Below are 16,246 nucleotides of genomic sequence, written 5' to 3'. Positions count from 1 at the left end.
ATAGAGGACATTTTACCTGAAAAATAAAAGAGGACATTTTTGCTGAAAAGTAACACTCTATTTTTTTCCCTTGACACTACAGCAGAGGAGTATATAATTAATTCTGTGAAGCTCTCCATCTCAACGAGACGTTGGTGAGAAGTAGTTAAATAGCAATCCAAAAAGTGCTACGCTCTTTGAAATCTTTATAAGTCCTCCTTTCTGAAGGAGAGAAGTGAGAGAGATCCCTTGGACTGGAATGCAAACAGCCTGGCTTAAAATTAGAACTAACGCGATGCAAGGAAGTTGCTGCTCATCACCTTTTACTTGTATTAAGTTGAACATGCTACGAGTAAAAATTAGTGGCAGACCAGTCAAGTGAAATGCACTATGCAGAGAAGTCCCTATTTTTAGGGGCAACAAGGAGGTGTAAGATGTATGGTAAGTTAAAAGAGAGCTTAAGAAAGGAGCTCAAAAATATAAGGGATACAGGACTCTACAAAGAGGAGTGGGAAATCCTATCCAAACAAGGCGTAGATATACGGATAAAAGGTAGAGAGGTAATTAATTTCTGTGCCAATAATTACTTGGGACTCGCGGGAAATCCAAGAATTGCTGAATTTGCAAAAGAAGGAACCGAGAAACACGGATATGGAATGTCAAGTGTGAGATTCATTTGTGGGACTAAGGACATACACAGGGAGCTCGAGCATAAGATTGCTGAATTCTTGGGTACAGATGACACAATCCTCTACTCAAGTTGCTTTGATGCAAATGGAGGACTATTTCATGTATTGCTTGACGGCGATGATGCAGTAATATCTGACGCACTGAATCATGCATCGGTTATTGACGGGATTAGATTGTGCAAAGCCAACAGGTTTGTATTTAAACATGCAGATATGGAAGACCTCGAGCGAATATTGAAAGATACACAGAAATTTACTTTGAGATTGATAGCCACAGATGGTGTATTTTCAATGGATGGAGATATTGCAAAGCTTGACGAAATATGTCCGCTTGCAGAAAAATACGATGCACTCATTATGATTGACGACGCTCATGCAACTGGGTTTCTTGGTAAGACAGGTAGAGGGACCCCTGAATATAGAGGAGTAGAGGGAAGAGTTGATATAATAACGAGTACTCTCGGAAAAGCACTTGGCGGAGCCTCAGGTGGGTTCACTACCGGGAGGCAAGAAATCATTGATATATTGCGTCAAAGGTCAAGACCTTACCTATTCTCAAATACTCTTGCGCCGCCTATTGTATACACTGCGATAAAAGTAATAGATATGCTGGAAGAGACAACCGAACTCAGGGACAAACTCGAGTGGAATACAAAGTATTTCAGGGAAGAGCTGACAAAGCGCGGATTTGATATAAAGCCTGGTATTCATCCGATAATTCCTATAATGCTTGGTGAGGAGAGGCTTGCTCATGATATGGCACGAGATATGTTACAGGAAGGTATTTATGTTGTTGGTTTTTCATATCCAGTAGTTCCGAGAGGAGAAGCAAGAATCAGGGTCCAGATGTCAGCTGCTCATGAGAAGCATCATCTTGACCGTGCTCTCGATGTATTTGAAAAAGTAGGCAAAAAATACGGAGTTATTTAGGAAATTCAGATTAGCTGGATATGAGCAAATTAGAGGAGAAGTTAGTGCTTGTAGCTATAATGAACAATCCACAAGATTTCAAAATAGCCCAAATCAAGAGATGGTATCGGATACCTGTTGGGAGCGCCCCTAAAAGCTGAGGAGATAAACGACCTGTATAACGAAAGCGCCTTGGAAGACAAAGGTTGGGACAAATTTAAGAAGGAAAGGGTTGAAGCAGAACGCCAATTCTTTGTTGGGGATAAAAAATAAATTATTGCCTTGTTGTTAAAGATAATGTGAGGAATAACTATTTGACCTCGCAAGGCTGTCGGTTTTGCGTTTTGGAAGCAAAGAGATAAATGAAAACATCTCTTATTGTATTGAGACTGTGAAGAAAACAGCTACCAAGTATGGTGGGATTATCGTGCCAGATGCTACCATAACTCGAACTTTTGAGATGAAAAATCCAAATGGTTATTACCAATTGAATCTTTTTTAAATGAACAATGAATATTGGATGAGAGAGGCTCTCAAAGAAGCAAGAGTTGCAAAAGAGAAGGAAGAAGTCCCTGTTGGTGCTGTTGTTATTCTTAATGACAGAATAATAGGACGAGGTCATAATCAAGTTGAGAGACTTAAAGACCCTACTGCCCATGCCGAATTAATTGCTATAACAAGTGCTGCTAATACGCTAAATAATTGGCGACTTGATAATGCGACCCTATATGTGACCGTAGAACCCTGTCCTATGTGTGCAGGTGCTATCCTTTTGGCACGTATATCAAGATGTGTATTTGGAATTAGTGACCCAAGAGTTGGCAGTCTTGGTACAGTCTACAATATTAAGAGTCCTGAATTAGAGGTCATTTCTGGTGTACTTGAGCCTAATTGCAAGCATATATTAAAGGGATTCTTTGATAATTTGAGGAAAGAAGATACTCATTGACACCGCTAATTTTATCGCTTATATTAGGAATGGAGGGATGGCCGAGTGGTTGAAGGCGCACGACTCGAAATCGTGTTTTTCTGTTAAAACGGGAAACGGGGGTTCAAATCCCTCTCCCTCCGTAAAACACAGATGGACACAGATAAAGAGACACTGATAAACACAGATATTTTTAAGAAGGAGCCGGAGATAGTTGGTGTGTGGCTATTTGGCTCTTGTGCAAGAGGCGAAGCAAGAGAGCGCTCTGATTTAGACATTGCAATCTTATATGAACAGCCAGTCTCTCTTATGGAACAAATTGGAGTTGAGAATAAAATTGAGAATGCTTTGGAGACAGAGGATATTGATTTTGTTAATCTTAATAAAGTAGGACTCCCATTTCAGCACAGGGTTATCTCTGAAGGTAAACTTATTTATAGTAAAGATAAGGAGAAGACAGCCAATTTTATAGAGCGTGTGATTATAGAGTATTGCGACTTTGAGCCTACTTATAAGATTTACTTAGATGAATATTTTAAAGGAATAGATGAACGCTATGGATATTGATAGGGCGCGAATAAATGGGAGGTTTGTAGTATTAGAAAAGAATCTTAAAGGACTTGAACAATTGAGGAAACTTAATTACAAAGAGTTAGCCAAAGATTATGTTAGACTTGAAGGTTGTGTGTATATGATTCAGACTTCAATTCAGGCTCTTTTGGATATCTCATCACATATTGTTGCGAGGCTTGGATTACGTAGTCCTAAGGGGAGTAAAGATATAATTAAGGTGCTGGATGAGAATGATTTGATCTCAAAGGAAAAAGTGAAAATATACGAAAAATTGGTAGACTTTAGAAATAGAGTAGTTTATAACTATGAGGAGATTGATGCAAAAGAGGTATACAAAATTTTACATAAGAATTTACCTGATATTAGAAACTTTATCAAGGATATAAATCGGATAATTCATAAACAGTGATAAATAAGTTGATAAACGGAAGTAAAGAGAGCTACAGATTTAATAGATTTTTACTCTATGTGATATGTTTAATCTGTGGTTTCGCAATCGCCACAGGAGCTTTGGCAGATGAATTGGAACAACTTAAGAAATTAAGGGGACTTGGTGTAAAGAGTGCAAAATTGGTAACTTATAAATTTGATAAACTATTTAAGGAACAACCCGAACTTAAGCGCTACATTTCAAGACCATCAAAAAGAAATTTGCTTCACCGTGTAAGGAAAGGGGTATATCCTGATACTATTTATGTCTTGGGTATAAGGGTAGAGTTTCAAGAGGATACTACATCATTAACTACAGGGAATGGAAAGTTTGACCTTGATGTAAATCCATTCCCCTACGACTCGTTGGGTTATCCTACATCTGCTGCCCTACACGATAGTAATCCACCATTCGTTTTTCCAAATACTGACTCATTTGGCCATAATTTGTACTATGACCCACCTCATACAAAGCGATATTTTGAACACTTACTTGAGGCATTAAGAAATTATTGGTGGGATGACTCAGACCAAAAATTATGGATAGAATTTAAAGTCGTACCTGAAGGAGAGAGTGCATCTTATAAGCTTCCTTACCCTATGACTTATTATGGTGACCCAGTAAACTATGTTCAGGGCTTACTTACACTTTTCAGAGACGCTATTATAACCTGTGATAGAGAGAGTCCTGAAATTGACTTTTCAAAGTATGCAGGTGATAATGGCGCAATTATTCTATTCCATGCCGGTTCAATGTGGCAGACCGATTATTTCGGGGATTCACCTTACGATATTATTGCCTGTTTTGTTACCAATATAGACGAATACTTTGGGACTCCAATCTGGGTAGATAATGGGACAGTTGCAGTTTTGGAGGGTACAATTTATCCGGAGACTGCATTCCAAGATGGTATGCCAGGTTATTTGCAGGGTGGGCTTGCACATGAGTTTGGGCATCAAGTTGGGCTACCTGATTTATACGATACTCAGTTGAGAACAATAGGTTGTGGAGGCTGGTGTTTAATGGGCACAGGGAATTGGAATTTGAACGGTTTATTACCACCGCATACTTCTGCTTGGTGTGCACAAAAGCTTGGCAGAGTTAAATTAGATTCACTTGATAATGATACAGTTAATGTAGAAATCTATAGGAGAGGGGGGGAGGACACTGCGAGAACTAAAATCTACAAAATACCAATAAATACAAGAGAACATTTCCTTGTAGAAGAGCGATTTGCATTCGCAAACCCAGATACTCATAAGTATATTGTAATAGGTGATTCTTTACATCCAAATGATTCAACTTTCCATTACGACTCATCTGCTACAAGAGTATGGAAAGATGGTGTTCTCGTTAAGTTTGACGATTATGACTGGGGCACTCCCTGTGACTCAATGGCGGGTGGCTTGGCAATCTGGCATATAGATAATGACAAAATTGCACGTGATTCACTTATGAATGAGATAAATGCAGGCTCTCCTAAAGGTGTAGACATGGAAGAAGCAGATGGGATTCAGGACTTTGATACCCCATGGTGGCTGGCATCTGACTTTGTAGCTCTCTTTTATGGAACTCCGTGGGATGTATTTTACAACGGTAACTTAGATAGGTTCACACCAAATACATCGCCAAACACAAACGATAACTTGGGCTCAGTCTCTAATGTATTTATTGAGTCAATCAGTAAGCCAGATACTATAATGAGCTTTTCATTAAGATTTGGCTTAAAGTATGCAAATTTTCCAATAAAGTGTGGTGACTATTTTGATATAAACTCACCTAATGTTGTAGAAATTGGCGGTCGTTCATTTATAGTATCCAGTGTGATGGATACTACTTATGGTGGATTTATATTTATGTGCACAGATAGCGGGATAATCAAATGGAGATATCATCCTGTAGATGCTGGATATGGTGCAAATATTTACTCATCACCAGCTGTCGGTGACATAGACGGTGATGGCATCCCAGACATTGTTTGTGGTGTATATTTTGGTAAAGATACAATAGTTACTAAAGCTCAAATGTCAAAGTCCAATCTTACCTGTCGGCAGACAGGATATCAAACAAAAATGCGGTTCATAAGTCGTGAAGATACAGTATATAAGTTCTGGGGCAAAGTGTATGCTTTAGATATAAATGGAAATCTACTTTCAGGGTTTCCTGTATCAGTAGACGGTCCTATTATATCATCGCCTCTTCTTGCAGATGTTAATAATGACGGTAAAAAAGAAATCATTATAGGCGCACACGATATGAATCTATATGCATGGGATGGTAATGGAGATACACTTGACGGTTTTCCTATAAATCTTTATCAATGTATATGGACTACTCCAGTTTATGACTCAATCAGCAATGTCATCTATGCTGTGCCATGGGATGGTAGGCTTTGGGCAATAAAGCCAAATGGTGATACCCTATGGACTGCAATTGAACCACACCTATCATGGATACCCGCAACTTCGTCACCAATAGTTGGCGATATAAATGGGGATGAGAAACGAGAGATTATTGTAGCTAATGGGATGGGTGAACTTTACTGTGTTAGTGATAGTGGTAAAGTTATCTGGAAGCAAACCTTGGAAGACACATCTTTCTATTCATCACCCTGCTTAGCTGATATAGATGGTGATTCACTCTTAGATATTATCCTTGCAGCTGGGAATAAGATTTATGCATTTAATAATACTGGCGCTAATTTACCTGGTTTTCCAATTGATACTAAAACAAATGAAATAATCCAATCTTCTCCTGTAGTTGGTGATATAAATAATGACTCAAAGCTTGAAATTATAATTGGGGCACCTGCTGGTAAGTTACTTGGGTATACCAATAGAGGAAAATTACTCTCAGGTTTTCCACTATCAGTAGGTAATAAAATTTACTCTACTCCTTTATTGGTTGACCTTAATAAAGATGGAATAATTGAAATTGTTATCGGCTGTGACGATGGCAATCTTTATGCATGGAGTATTGACAGTTATGGCGCATTACCCTGGCCAATGCTATATAGAGATGAGTGCCATAATGGAATATATTTAATACCACCTAAAGCACCAACAATTCCAGTGGATGTATTTATGCGTAGCCCGTTTTATGTGTACCCAAATCCAGTCATAGATGAAGGGTGGGTAAGATATTTTAGTGGAAATGCAAAATCAGTAAATATAAAGATAATAAATGCAGCTGGTGAAGTAGTTAAAGACTTTGGAGGTAAGATTGGCGAAAAAGTGGCTACAGAAGTTATGCTTCCTAATTTAGTGAGCGGTGTTTATATATGTAGAGTTGAAGTAGATACTGGAAACAAAAATTTAGTCAGATTCAAGAAATTTGCAGTCGTAAAGTAATATCTTGTAGGGGTATATGAAATTGCATATCTTACTAATGTTGGCATTTTTAAGTGCCACAATTTATGGGCAAGAGTTTTCACCAGGACATATCAGAGTGCCACCTGAAATTTTGCTTAAACCTAAGTCGCATAAGAAGGCACTCGCTCTTTCACTATTGCTTCCAGGACTTGGTGAACAATATATAGGAGATAAATCAGGTGCTGTAAGAGCTTATGCGATAGAGGCCAGTATCTGGGCGACATTCTTCGGATTTAGGTGGTATGCGGGACTCATTACAAAAAATTACATCCTGTATGGTTATGCAAACTCGGGCGCTAAAACAGGTAAAGATGAAGATTATTATAATGCTGTAGAGTGGTATGAAAACTTGGAGGCATACAATACTTATATTAGAGAAGAGGCAAGATACCTTTATCCTGAAGAAAAATATCCAGAAGATGCAAGGGAACGTCAGCTGAAGTATATAGAAGAACACAGTTTACCTGATAGCTTGAAATGGGAATGGGATAATCAATCTAAGTGGAATAAATACCGTAGCTTAAGGAGAGAAAAAAGAGAAGTGTTACAACGTGCAACTTATTGTATAGGAGTGGCTATATTAAACAGGGTCATAAGTGGGGTGATAGCTGCCCATACATCACCAAGATATGGGCTATTGATAGAACCTTATGGAGTTAAGGTATTCTTGGCATTGAGGTAGATTGAGAAAACAAAAATGAGATTGCTTCCCCTGAAACAAGTTCAGGGTCGCTTGCAATGACAAATGGTATGAAACAATTCTTCTTACGGAATAAGATGCTATTAATTAGCTGGGCTATTATCTTTCTTACTATATTTGTTTGTCTACACTTTAGGCTTGATAAGAAGATTATGGCTTTTGGTGTAGTTGTTTTTGGAATATTTACACAGGCATTCTCTGGGTTGCTTGGTATTATTGGGCTTATTCCTGGGATTGGTCCGTTTATAGTGAAAATAATTTCTATTCCACTTGTCTGGGTTGCGAATAGTTTTGCTTATATTGTAACACTTTTGGTGCTCAGAAAGGGACACAAGATAGACATATTCAAATCAAGGGTGCTTGTAACTTCATTTCTTGCTGGTATAGTTTTAGGCTTCATTTTGGGTAAATTGATATGATACAGTTTTTTAGGTCATTCCTAATAATTGTTATCCTGTCTCTTATTACCCCTATAATCGGTTATTCACAGTACTGGGAATTTGGGCAGAATAAAGTGCAATACAGAGATTTCAATTGGAAGGTGATAGAGACTAAGGAATTTAGTATTATTTATTATGAGGGTGGGGAGCGGATTGCTAAATTTGCAAAAACTATACTACTTGATGCTTATAAATTATTATCTCAGACATTATCTCATACACCACAAGAACCAATCCCTGTCATTATATATAACTCACATAACGACTTTGAGCAAACAAATGTTACTCTATCGTTAATTGATGAAGCTACTGGCGGATTTACAGAAGTGTTTAAGAATAGGGTTGTTGTCCCATTTAATGGCTCTTACGAAGATTTTAGGCGTGTGCTTGTTCACGAACTTACACATGCATTCCAATTTAGTATATCACGGGGTACTGGAATTATTCCAAGAATTAGCTTGTTAAATATACCACTGTGGTTTGTAGAGGGGATGGCTGAATACTTATCATTAGGATGGGATGCTGAATCTGATATGATTATTAGAGATGCTTTATATTACGACAAAATAAAACCAATAAAACAACTTTATCTTATAGAAGGCTCTTATCTTATGTATAAAGAAGGACAATCTATTTTGCAGTTTATTGCAGACCGCTATGGTAGAAAAAAGATAGGCGAGTTATTTCACAAAATTGGATTAGTTGGCGGTCTAAACAAGGCTATTGAATCTGTGCTTGGAATTAATGTAGAAGAATTGAATAGATTATGGATGGCTGACTTAAAAAAGAAATATTGGGCAAGTTGTGCTCTTAAAGATGAAGTCCCAAGTGATGCAAGAAGACTGACAGAACACAAAGACTATTTTTTTAATACAGCTCCAAGTATATCTCCGGATGGGAGTGAAATTGTCTTTATATCTGATAGAGATGAATATGAAAATCTGTATCTTATGTCAAGTATTGACGGCAGGATTAAGTGTAAACTTATTGGAGGTGGTAAGTCAGCAGGCTTTGAGTCACTACATATCTTATATGGAGGAACTACTTGGGACCCATCGGGTAAAAATATAGCTTTTGTTGCAAAAAGTAGTGGAAAAGATGTTTTATATATTATGGATGTGTGCAAAAGAAAAGTAATAAAAAAGTTTTCACCTAAACTTGATGGGATTTTTTCACCGTCATTTTCGCCGGATGGTAAATTTGTTGCATTTCGTGGTATAAAAGATGGGATGGCAGATATATACGTATTAAATATTGCGACAGGAAAACTTGAACAACTCACTTCTGATGAATACGATGACTTGACCCCAAATTGGTCACCTGATGGTGAGTATATTATTTTTTCATCTGATAGACCACTGAATGGAGAAAGTTGGCACTACGGAAAATACACCATCTTTAAGATAGGGACAACTTATGAATTGCCCATACAAATACCACAACCCATTCTAGAGAATCGTGCTTCTTATGTAGCTTCTCCAATATGGATTCAGGACAAAATTTTATTCGTCTCTAATCAAGACGGGGTTAATAATCTATATATTCTTGATGTAGGGTCATCTCCACAGGATTCTGCGAATTATATTATGCAACTTACTAATGTCATTGGTGGCATCTTTACACCATCAATTTCTAATGACGGTAAGCACCTCGCCTTCTGTAGTTATACCGATATGGGCTGGGATATATACACTATAAAATATCCACTACAGAAAGGACTTGAGTGTAGCCCTGAGAGCTCATTCAGTAGGTGCTACACTGAAGTAAAATTCGCAGAATCCTGTGGAGAAGATACAGCTAAAATTGAAGCTAAAAAATTAGGATTACGATTTACGCCGGATTGGGGAGGCGGCTCCGTATCTTATGTTTACGGGGGAGGTATTTTTGGTAACTTGAGACTTGCAGTATCTGATTTACTTGGTAACCATCAATTTTATATAGAGACTAACTCACCAGGTAACCTCACAGCAAATTATTATATAAGTTACCTGTACTTACCAAGAAGATTAGACTTCGGTATAGCTACTTTCAAGCAAGAATACTACTGGCTTATAGGAGATACACTATTAGGAGACTTATTGCTATACGAAAAATTATATGGAGGCGGAGTATTGTTTGAATATCCAATAGATAAATTTCGTCGTGTAGATTTAGAGCTCAATGGCTATGTGGATGAGATGGGACTGTATCCTTACCATGAGTTAGACACTGTTTTGTTTAGCGAAAAGCTTTACATATCTGGACCAGTCCTATCCTATGTACTCGATAATTCCATATGGGGACCGATGGGACCACAAAATGGGGAACGAGGTAAAATTACTGTATCAGCTACATTGCCTGTTGTTTCACCTACCTGGCTGTATAATTACTATAAGTTTGACCTCCGTAAATATATAAGAATTACCAATAGATATTCATTTGCAATAAGGGCTATAAATGCAGGAATATGGGGTAAAGACAAGGAGCGAGTTTACTTAGCAATTGGGGGGGCTGACGATTTAAGGGGATACAAGATTGGTGAATTTAAAGGCAGAAATGTAAGTGTATTAAATTTTGAACTCAGGTATCCATTTATTGATAAGCTCATGATTGCATTCCCAATTCCTATATCAATTGGAGGGATACGAGGTGCATTATTTTGCGATTTCGGGTATGCGACGGATGAACTTAAAAGATTTAAACCTTTTGAACAAGGAGTATTAAAAGACTTGAAATTCGGCTTCGGCACCGGGTTAAGAATTAGATTCCCATTTTTTATAATTAGATTTGACATTGCAAAAAATACTAACCTATTAAACTTATCAAAAGAGACATACATGTACCTATCTTTGGGACCAGAGTTCTAAAAACAGTAGACAGAATACAGGAAACAAATGATGAAAGTTAACAGGAAACAGGATGCAGCCCGTATTCTGCGTTCTGTATTCTGTCTTCTGTCTTTAGCGGGATGTACTACAAAAAGTAGTAGGGGTTTGATTAATCAAACCCCTACAGGCCAACCGTTATCACCACAAGAAGTAAAGCAAGTTATGGAAAGTATTGAGACACAAAGTTTTGAATTTGAGCTTAAATTCTCAAAAATAGGGTTAAGAGGTGATCACCTCAAAGGCAAATTTAAAGGAGTAAAAACAGACGATAAGGTGAAAATAGATGGGAGTTGGAAATTCAATTCAACTATTGAAAAGCTGTCTGCGATTGGGATTGCAGACGATGAATATAGGTGGATAAATAACAAGTGGGAGAAGAGAGATAGAACACAGGAGACACAGCCAGTATCCTACCTACGGATGGTTTGTTCTATCGGTGAATATAAATTTAAAGAAGCTTCGCAGAATCCTGTGGAAAAGTATGGTCACTTCATATATGAATTTAAGCCTAACTTACTTTTTATGTGCCCCAATCTTACTGAAGCTTACGGTGAGGTATGGATTAATATAATGTCAAGACTGCCAGAAAAGGTGGTCGCAAAAGGTAAATTAAAATGTCATTCTGACCCTGAGCGTAGCAAAGTGGAAGAATCTCAAATTCAGTGGGAGTTTAAGTTCAAAAATATTGGCGGTGAATTTGAGATAATTGACCCGTTAGCAAAGACTCAAACAATTAAAATAATTGCTAAGGAAGAAACAAAAACGGTGGCTAAAATATTAAAGGAAAGATTTGAATTATACGGATTTACAAATGTAAAGTATAAAATACTGGGTGATTGTATAACACTGAAACTTATATCTCAGAATATTTCTACAAGTTTAATCCAAACCTTACTACAGCCAGGTAAGCTGGGACTTTATCAGATAGCTTATCCTAATCAACCAGTTTACCAACTCTCCAAAGGAGCCTGTGGCAAAGAAGTTCATTTTGTGCGTAGAGATTCTACAAAACCTGTACTATTAAGAGAGAAATTGCCACATAAACTTATGGATACTAATTTTAAGCTTGGTGCACTCGGTAGTTCTTTAATTGAACTTACATTTGATGAAGATTTGCCATCAAATACAATGATTGGAATTATGGTGGATGGTGAACTCATTGAAGTATTGCCAGAAGTGTGGGGTAAGACTATAGAAATAAATAATAATAAAGAGACTTGGGTAAAGATAAAATACCCATTACCATACAAAATATGTAGCGCAAGGCTTTAGCCTCGCCCGAATAAGGAGGTGAATGATATGCTTGACGAAAAACTACTTGAGATACTTGCTTGTCCTAAGTGCAAAGGAGACCTTGAATACGACAAGAAGAACGATAAACTCATATGCCGTGCCTGCAAGCTTGCCTATCCTATAAAAGATGATATCCCAATAATGCTGATAGATGAGGCAGAAAAACTGGAATGAGCAAATGCCTAGGTAGCCGTTAGTATCCTATTTTTAGGTATTTAGGTATTCCTGCCTGCCGTCAGGCTGGTTGGACTTTTAGGTATTTTTGTTTATATGTGGCTACTTTTTTTAATAATATTAGCACATAATGACCCTATCCTGTCATTCCAAGCGACAGCGAAGCAATCCCATAATGATATTGAGGTAATTAGCTCTACGCGAAATGAAGTAGAATTTGTATATACTCCCCCCAAACTATTACTTAAACCGTTCCCTTACATTCCAAACACTTATCCTCAACAAGAGGTTGGTAAACCTAACCTTCCTATCAAATATGTTGCAATGGGAATACCGGTGGGTGCTAAATTTGATGTCAATGTTATTGAAGCTATATCTATAGAATTGACAGATGTATACATACCACCTACAAAAGGGTTTACAGAGGGTGAAGAAGATAAGGAAATATACAATAGGGACGGATTTTGGCCTTATGAACTTGTTGCCATAAAAGAACGAAAGTTTTGTAGAGAGCAGGAAGTACTGACAATTAGAATAAATCCATTAAGATATAATCCGAAACGTAAAGTTTTGTTATTTTATAAAAAGATAAGAATAAAAGTCAATTTTTATGGAGGCACCGGAGTACCGCAACGGGACAAAATCTTTGAAAATGTGTTCAAAAATGAACTTATCAATTATGAGCAAGCTAAAAACTGGCGTAAAAAAATGGAAGTAAAGCATTTTAAATACCGGCTAGGACCATGGTACAAGGTTGAACTTCAAGACGAAGGTATATATAAAATTACTAAAGAACAGCTTAAAGGTGTAGGCATTTCTCTTAATACAATTGAGCCTTACACAATAAAATTATATAATGGCGGTAGTAAAATGTGTACTGACTCTTTAGATACACTAAGAGAAGTGCCAATTTATGTTTTACCTGACACTTCTATCTTATTCTACGGTACATCACTTAGCGGATGGGACAAGAATGTCAGAGATAAGCTATTTTATAACCCTTATACTAATACTAATGTCTACTGGCTTACTTATGGTGGAACAACAGGAAGAAGAGACAGCATTTCTGGTAGCATTATAAATCCAAATCCAGAAATACCAGAATATTTTATTGATACCCTACATGTAGAAGAAGACTTGTTATGCCCGTCGAAAAGTGGGCTTCAATTCGTATGGGAAAAGCTTGAAAGAGCTAAAGAAAATAGTAGCTTTAAGAGAGATTATATATTTAATGCGCATGGACAGAAAGTAGATTCGTGCACAGTTAGGGTTGCAGTTTATGGCTGGTATAGTGACAAGACTGGTGCCGATATTAACTTGCTTCATAATATAAGGTTATATTTGAATGGAGTGAGCTTCTTTGAAACAAGTTGGACTGGTGGCGACCAAGACCCACCTAAAATCTACGAAGAGCACGCTACAGGGCTTGATGGGGTAAACACTTTTACACTTGAGATGTATAAAGGGGCGTCGCAAAAGAATGATATTATATTCTTTAATTGGTTTGAAGTCATTTATAAAAGGAAATACAAAGCATACAATGAAAGCTTAAAATTTAAAGGAAAAGGGGCTAATTTAGAGTTTAGGGTGCAGAATTTTCACAAGCTACCTGTAATCTTTAATATCACTAATCCTATTGAGCCAAAATTTGTGTACGGTGCAGTATTTGAAAATGGTATTGTTAAATTTCAATGTCTTGAAGGTGTTTATTATGCAAGCAATGAGTTTAAAACGCCACGCCTTAAAGTAGAAAGCCCGTATAATTTGCGGAATGAAGTAGCGAATATAGACTTTATAATAATTACACACCCAGATTTCTTTGATTATGCAAATAAACTTAAAAGATATAGAGAAGGACAAGGATGTCAGACAAAAGTCTTTTCTATATTTGATATCTACAACAATTTCTCATGGGGACTTATGAACTCACCTTATGCGATAAGAAACTTTCTTAAATTTGCATATGAGAATCAAGGTCAACCTGGCTATTGCCTACTTTTGGGTGCTGGCACTTATGATTATAAGGGTACATTAGAAAAGAATCGTATCCCCCCATTTGAGACTGGCTATTGTGTCGGAGAATATGGATACCCACCATCCGGAAATGATTGTTCCGACTTTTTGTATGTGGATGGGAAGTTTGCAATTGGTAGAATAACTGTAAAATCAAAAGATGAGGCACGTGATGCGATAGAAAAGCTTATAAAATATGAAAAAAATACAGGTGTATGGCAAAATAGAATATTGCTGATTGCAGATGATGGGGCATGGCCAGAGCAGCCTGACGCTGGGTTTATAATTCATGAAGAAGGACTTGCAAATGAAATACCAAAAGGGGTTGACATATTTAAAGTTTACTTAACGAATTATCCACTTATAGGCGGGCTGAAACGGAAGGCAACTGGCGATTTAATTAGATACATTACAAATGGTGTATTTATGACATTCTTTGCTGGACATGGGAACTTGATGCAACTTTGCCACGAACAGTTATTTCTAAATCCACAAGATATTTATCCACTTAATAATGGAACAAAGCTGCCAATCTCTTATTTTTGGTCATGTGGAGTAGGTTGCTTTGACCGTCAATATGAAGATGGGATGGCTGATTTCATGCAAAAAATAAAGGATAAAGGCTCTATTGCTACTGAGGCTTCAACACGTGCAGAAGGTGGACCACCAGGTTTGGATGTTGCAATTATACAAAGAGTTTTAACACAAAATGCAAGTACTGTCGGTGAAGCAATATATGGGACAAGCATTCCTGTCAGTCTGCCTCCAAATCATAACTTATTTGCAGACCCGACAACAAGGCTTATAGATAGGGCAATTGATGTTACAATTGACTCTTGCCCAGATACACTTAAAGGTGGGAAGATACTTAAAGTATCAGGTCATGCGCCGGGGGCTAATTTTGCATACATCACTGCAATGAGTTCAGAATACACTGTGTATGGGAACATAGCTACTTATAAAATGAGAGGTAGAATGACTAGTGATAGCAGCCAATTGACTCAAGATATCTTATTTGAGGGACTTACTAAAGTAGAAAATGGGAGATGGAGACAAGAATTTTTTATTCCAGTTGATATAGATTCGCCTATGACTGGTAACAGGGGTAAAATTAGCGTATTTGCATGGTCCGCAGGATCCGGTGGAAATGATGCACAATGTGGGAGTGCAGGCATAGAGACAGTTGTGGTCACTGAAGGAGAACCAAATCCAGATGATACAGTTGGACCGAGAATTGAACTTTTTGCAAATGGCAAGCCACTTAGAACTGGAGACTTAGTGCCGAGTGAGTTCACGCTTTCAGGAGTATTGGATGACTTATCTGGAATTAATATATTTAATAAAATAGAGCCTCTTCATTTAGCGCTTAGACTTAGATTTAAGGATAAAGATATACCACTTGCAGATTACTTCAAATATGATATTGGGAGTTATACTCGTGGTAGCTTCTCTTACCCAGTTGTGCTTGGAAAATGGGATGTAAAGGATACGCTATATATACAGGCGTCAGATAATCTTGGTAACCGAAATGTAGAGTGTGTTATTGTAAACGTGGTATCAGCAGCTCAGCTATCACTTACAAGAGTTATGAATTATCCAAACCCGGTCAAGGGAGAACACACATGGTTTACATTCTTTTTATCAAAACCAGCAAGGGTGAATGTTAAAATTTACACTGTCACAGGAAGACTTATAAAGACAATACCAGCTCAAGACATAATGGCAGGTCCAAGTAAAATCTACTGGGATACAAGAGATGAGATTGGGAATAGGGTTGGGAATGGAATTTATATTTACAAGATTGAAGCCGTATCAGAGATATTCACAAGAGAGGAAACGGCAAAAATTTCTAAACTTATGGTATTAAGATAGATAAAATG

Annotated in this window: 12 protein-coding genes and 1 tRNA gene; all 13 read left to right on the top strand. The window is 37.4% G+C overall.

Translation table 11 applies throughout. The features are described from left to right. Positions 1-413: 413 nt before the first annotated feature. The 13 genes from QMD71_07820 (at position 414) to QMD71_07760 (ending at position 16,238) form a co-directional block, all read left to right on the top strand. Entirely contained in the window at positions 414-1,598 is a 1,185-nt protein-coding gene (locus QMD71_07820; GenBank protein MDI6840735.1) for a glycine C-acetyltransferase, read from the top strand. Positions 1,599-1,914: 316 nt separating this feature from the next. Further along, the gene (locus tag QMD71_07815; protein MDI6840734.1) at positions 1,915-2,079 is read left to right on the top strand and encodes a hypothetical protein; all 165 of its coding nucleotides are present in this window, start codon (positions 1,915-1,917) and stop codon (positions 2,077-2,079) included. Then, positions 2,080-2,526: a tRNA adenosine(34) deaminase TadA gene (gene tadA / locus QMD71_07810; protein ID MDI6840733.1), complete on the top strand. Its 447-nt coding sequence runs from the start codon at positions 2,080-2,082 to the stop codon at positions 2,524-2,526. A gap of 31 nt (positions 2,527-2,557) precedes the next feature. Then, positions 2,558-2,648 (top strand) — tRNA-Ser (locus QMD71_07805). A 10-nt stretch (positions 2,649-2,658) separates the two neighbouring features. Continuing rightward, positions 2,659-3,072, top strand: coding sequence for a nucleotidyltransferase domain-containing protein (locus tag QMD71_07800; protein MDI6840732.1), 414 nt, complete (start codon positions 2,659-2,661; stop codon positions 3,070-3,072). Beyond that, positions 3,062-3,487, top strand: coding sequence for a DUF86 domain-containing protein (locus tag QMD71_07795; GenBank protein MDI6840731.1), 426 nt, complete (start codon positions 3,062-3,064; stop codon positions 3,485-3,487). Before QMD71_07800 ends, QMD71_07795 begins: the two co-directional genes overlap by 11 nt. Continuing rightward, the gene (locus QMD71_07790; protein ID MDI6840730.1) at positions 3,484-6,858 is read left to right on the top strand and encodes an FG-GAP-like repeat-containing protein; all 3,375 of its coding nucleotides are present in this window, start codon (positions 3,484-3,486) and stop codon (positions 6,856-6,858) included. The genes QMD71_07795 and QMD71_07790 overlap by 4 nt, the downstream gene beginning before the upstream one ends. A gap of 37 nt (positions 6,859-6,895) precedes the next feature. Continuing rightward, on the top strand, positions 6,896-7,561 hold the full coding sequence (locus QMD71_07785; protein ID MDI6840729.1) for a hypothetical protein: 666 nt from the start codon (positions 6,896-6,898) through the stop codon (positions 7,559-7,561). A 95-nt stretch (positions 7,562-7,656) separates the two neighbouring features. Further along, on the top strand, positions 7,657-7,998 hold the full coding sequence (locus QMD71_07780; protein ID MDI6840728.1) for a hypothetical protein: 342 nt from the start codon (positions 7,657-7,659) through the stop codon (positions 7,996-7,998). Next, positions 7,995-10,865 carry a BamA/TamA family outer membrane protein gene (locus QMD71_07775; GenBank protein MDI6840727.1) on the top strand — a complete coding sequence of 957 codons (2,871 nt, stop codon included), beginning with the start codon at positions 7,995-7,997 and terminating at the stop codon, positions 10,863-10,865. The genes QMD71_07780 and QMD71_07775 overlap by 4 nt, the downstream gene beginning before the upstream one ends. Before the next feature lie 27 nt (positions 10,866-10,892). Beyond that, positions 10,893-12,158 (top strand): hypothetical protein, encoded by a 1,266-nt coding sequence (locus QMD71_07770; GenBank protein ID MDI6840726.1) that lies wholly within the window; start codon positions 10,893-10,895, stop codon positions 12,156-12,158. A gap of 27 nt (positions 12,159-12,185) precedes the next feature. Then, on the top strand, positions 12,186-12,353 hold the full coding sequence (locus tag QMD71_07765; protein MDI6840725.1) for a Trm112 family protein: 168 nt from the start codon (positions 12,186-12,188) through the stop codon (positions 12,351-12,353). A gap of 96 nt (positions 12,354-12,449) precedes the next feature. Further along, a complete protein-coding gene (locus QMD71_07760; GenBank protein ID MDI6840724.1) occupies positions 12,450-16,238 on the top strand; it encodes a C25 family cysteine peptidase in 3,789 nt (1,262 codons plus the stop codon). Positions 16,239-16,246: the final 8 nt, after the last annotated feature.

This window comes from bacterium (assembly GCA_030018315.1).
Taxonomy (GTDB): Bacteria; Hydrothermota; UBA3073; order JACQXS01; family JAGMCI01; genus JASEGA01.
This window is presented reverse-complemented; position numbering and strand designations above follow the sequence as displayed.

What these genes read in the sequence shown, in the direction of transcription:
- QMD71_07785 (MDI6840729.1), top strand. Translation starts at nt 6,896, where the DNA reads ATGTTGGCATTTTTAAGTGCCACAATTTATGGGCAAGAGTTTTCACCA.
- QMD71_07820 (MDI6840735.1), top strand. Translation starts at nt 414, where the DNA reads ATGTATGGTAAGTTAAAAGAGAGCTTAAGAAAGGAGCTCAAAAATATA.
- QMD71_07795 (MDI6840731.1), top strand. Translation starts at nt 3,062, where the DNA reads ATGGATATTGATAGGGCGCGAATAAATGGGAGGTTTGTAGTATTAGAA.
- QMD71_07800 (MDI6840732.1), top strand. Translation starts at nt 2,659, where the DNA reads ATGGACACAGATAAAGAGACACTGATAAACACAGATATTTTTAAGAAG.
- QMD71_07775 (MDI6840727.1), top strand. Translation starts at nt 7,995, where the DNA reads ATGATACAGTTTTTTAGGTCATTCCTAATAATTGTTATCCTGTCTCTT.
- QMD71_07765 (MDI6840725.1), top strand. Translation starts at nt 12,186, where the DNA reads ATGCTTGACGAAAAACTACTTGAGATACTTGCTTGTCCTAAGTGCAAA.
- QMD71_07770 (MDI6840726.1), top strand. Translation starts at nt 10,893, where the DNA reads ATGATGAAAGTTAACAGGAAACAGGATGCAGCCCGTATTCTGCGTTCT.
- QMD71_07780 (MDI6840728.1), top strand. Translation starts at nt 7,657, where the DNA reads ATGCTATTAATTAGCTGGGCTATTATCTTTCTTACTATATTTGTTTGT.
- tadA (MDI6840733.1), top strand. Translation starts at nt 2,080, where the DNA reads ATGAACAATGAATATTGGATGAGAGAGGCTCTCAAAGAAGCAAGAGTT.
- QMD71_07760 (MDI6840724.1), top strand. Translation starts at nt 12,450, where the DNA reads ATGTGGCTACTTTTTTTAATAATATTAGCACATAATGACCCTATCCTG.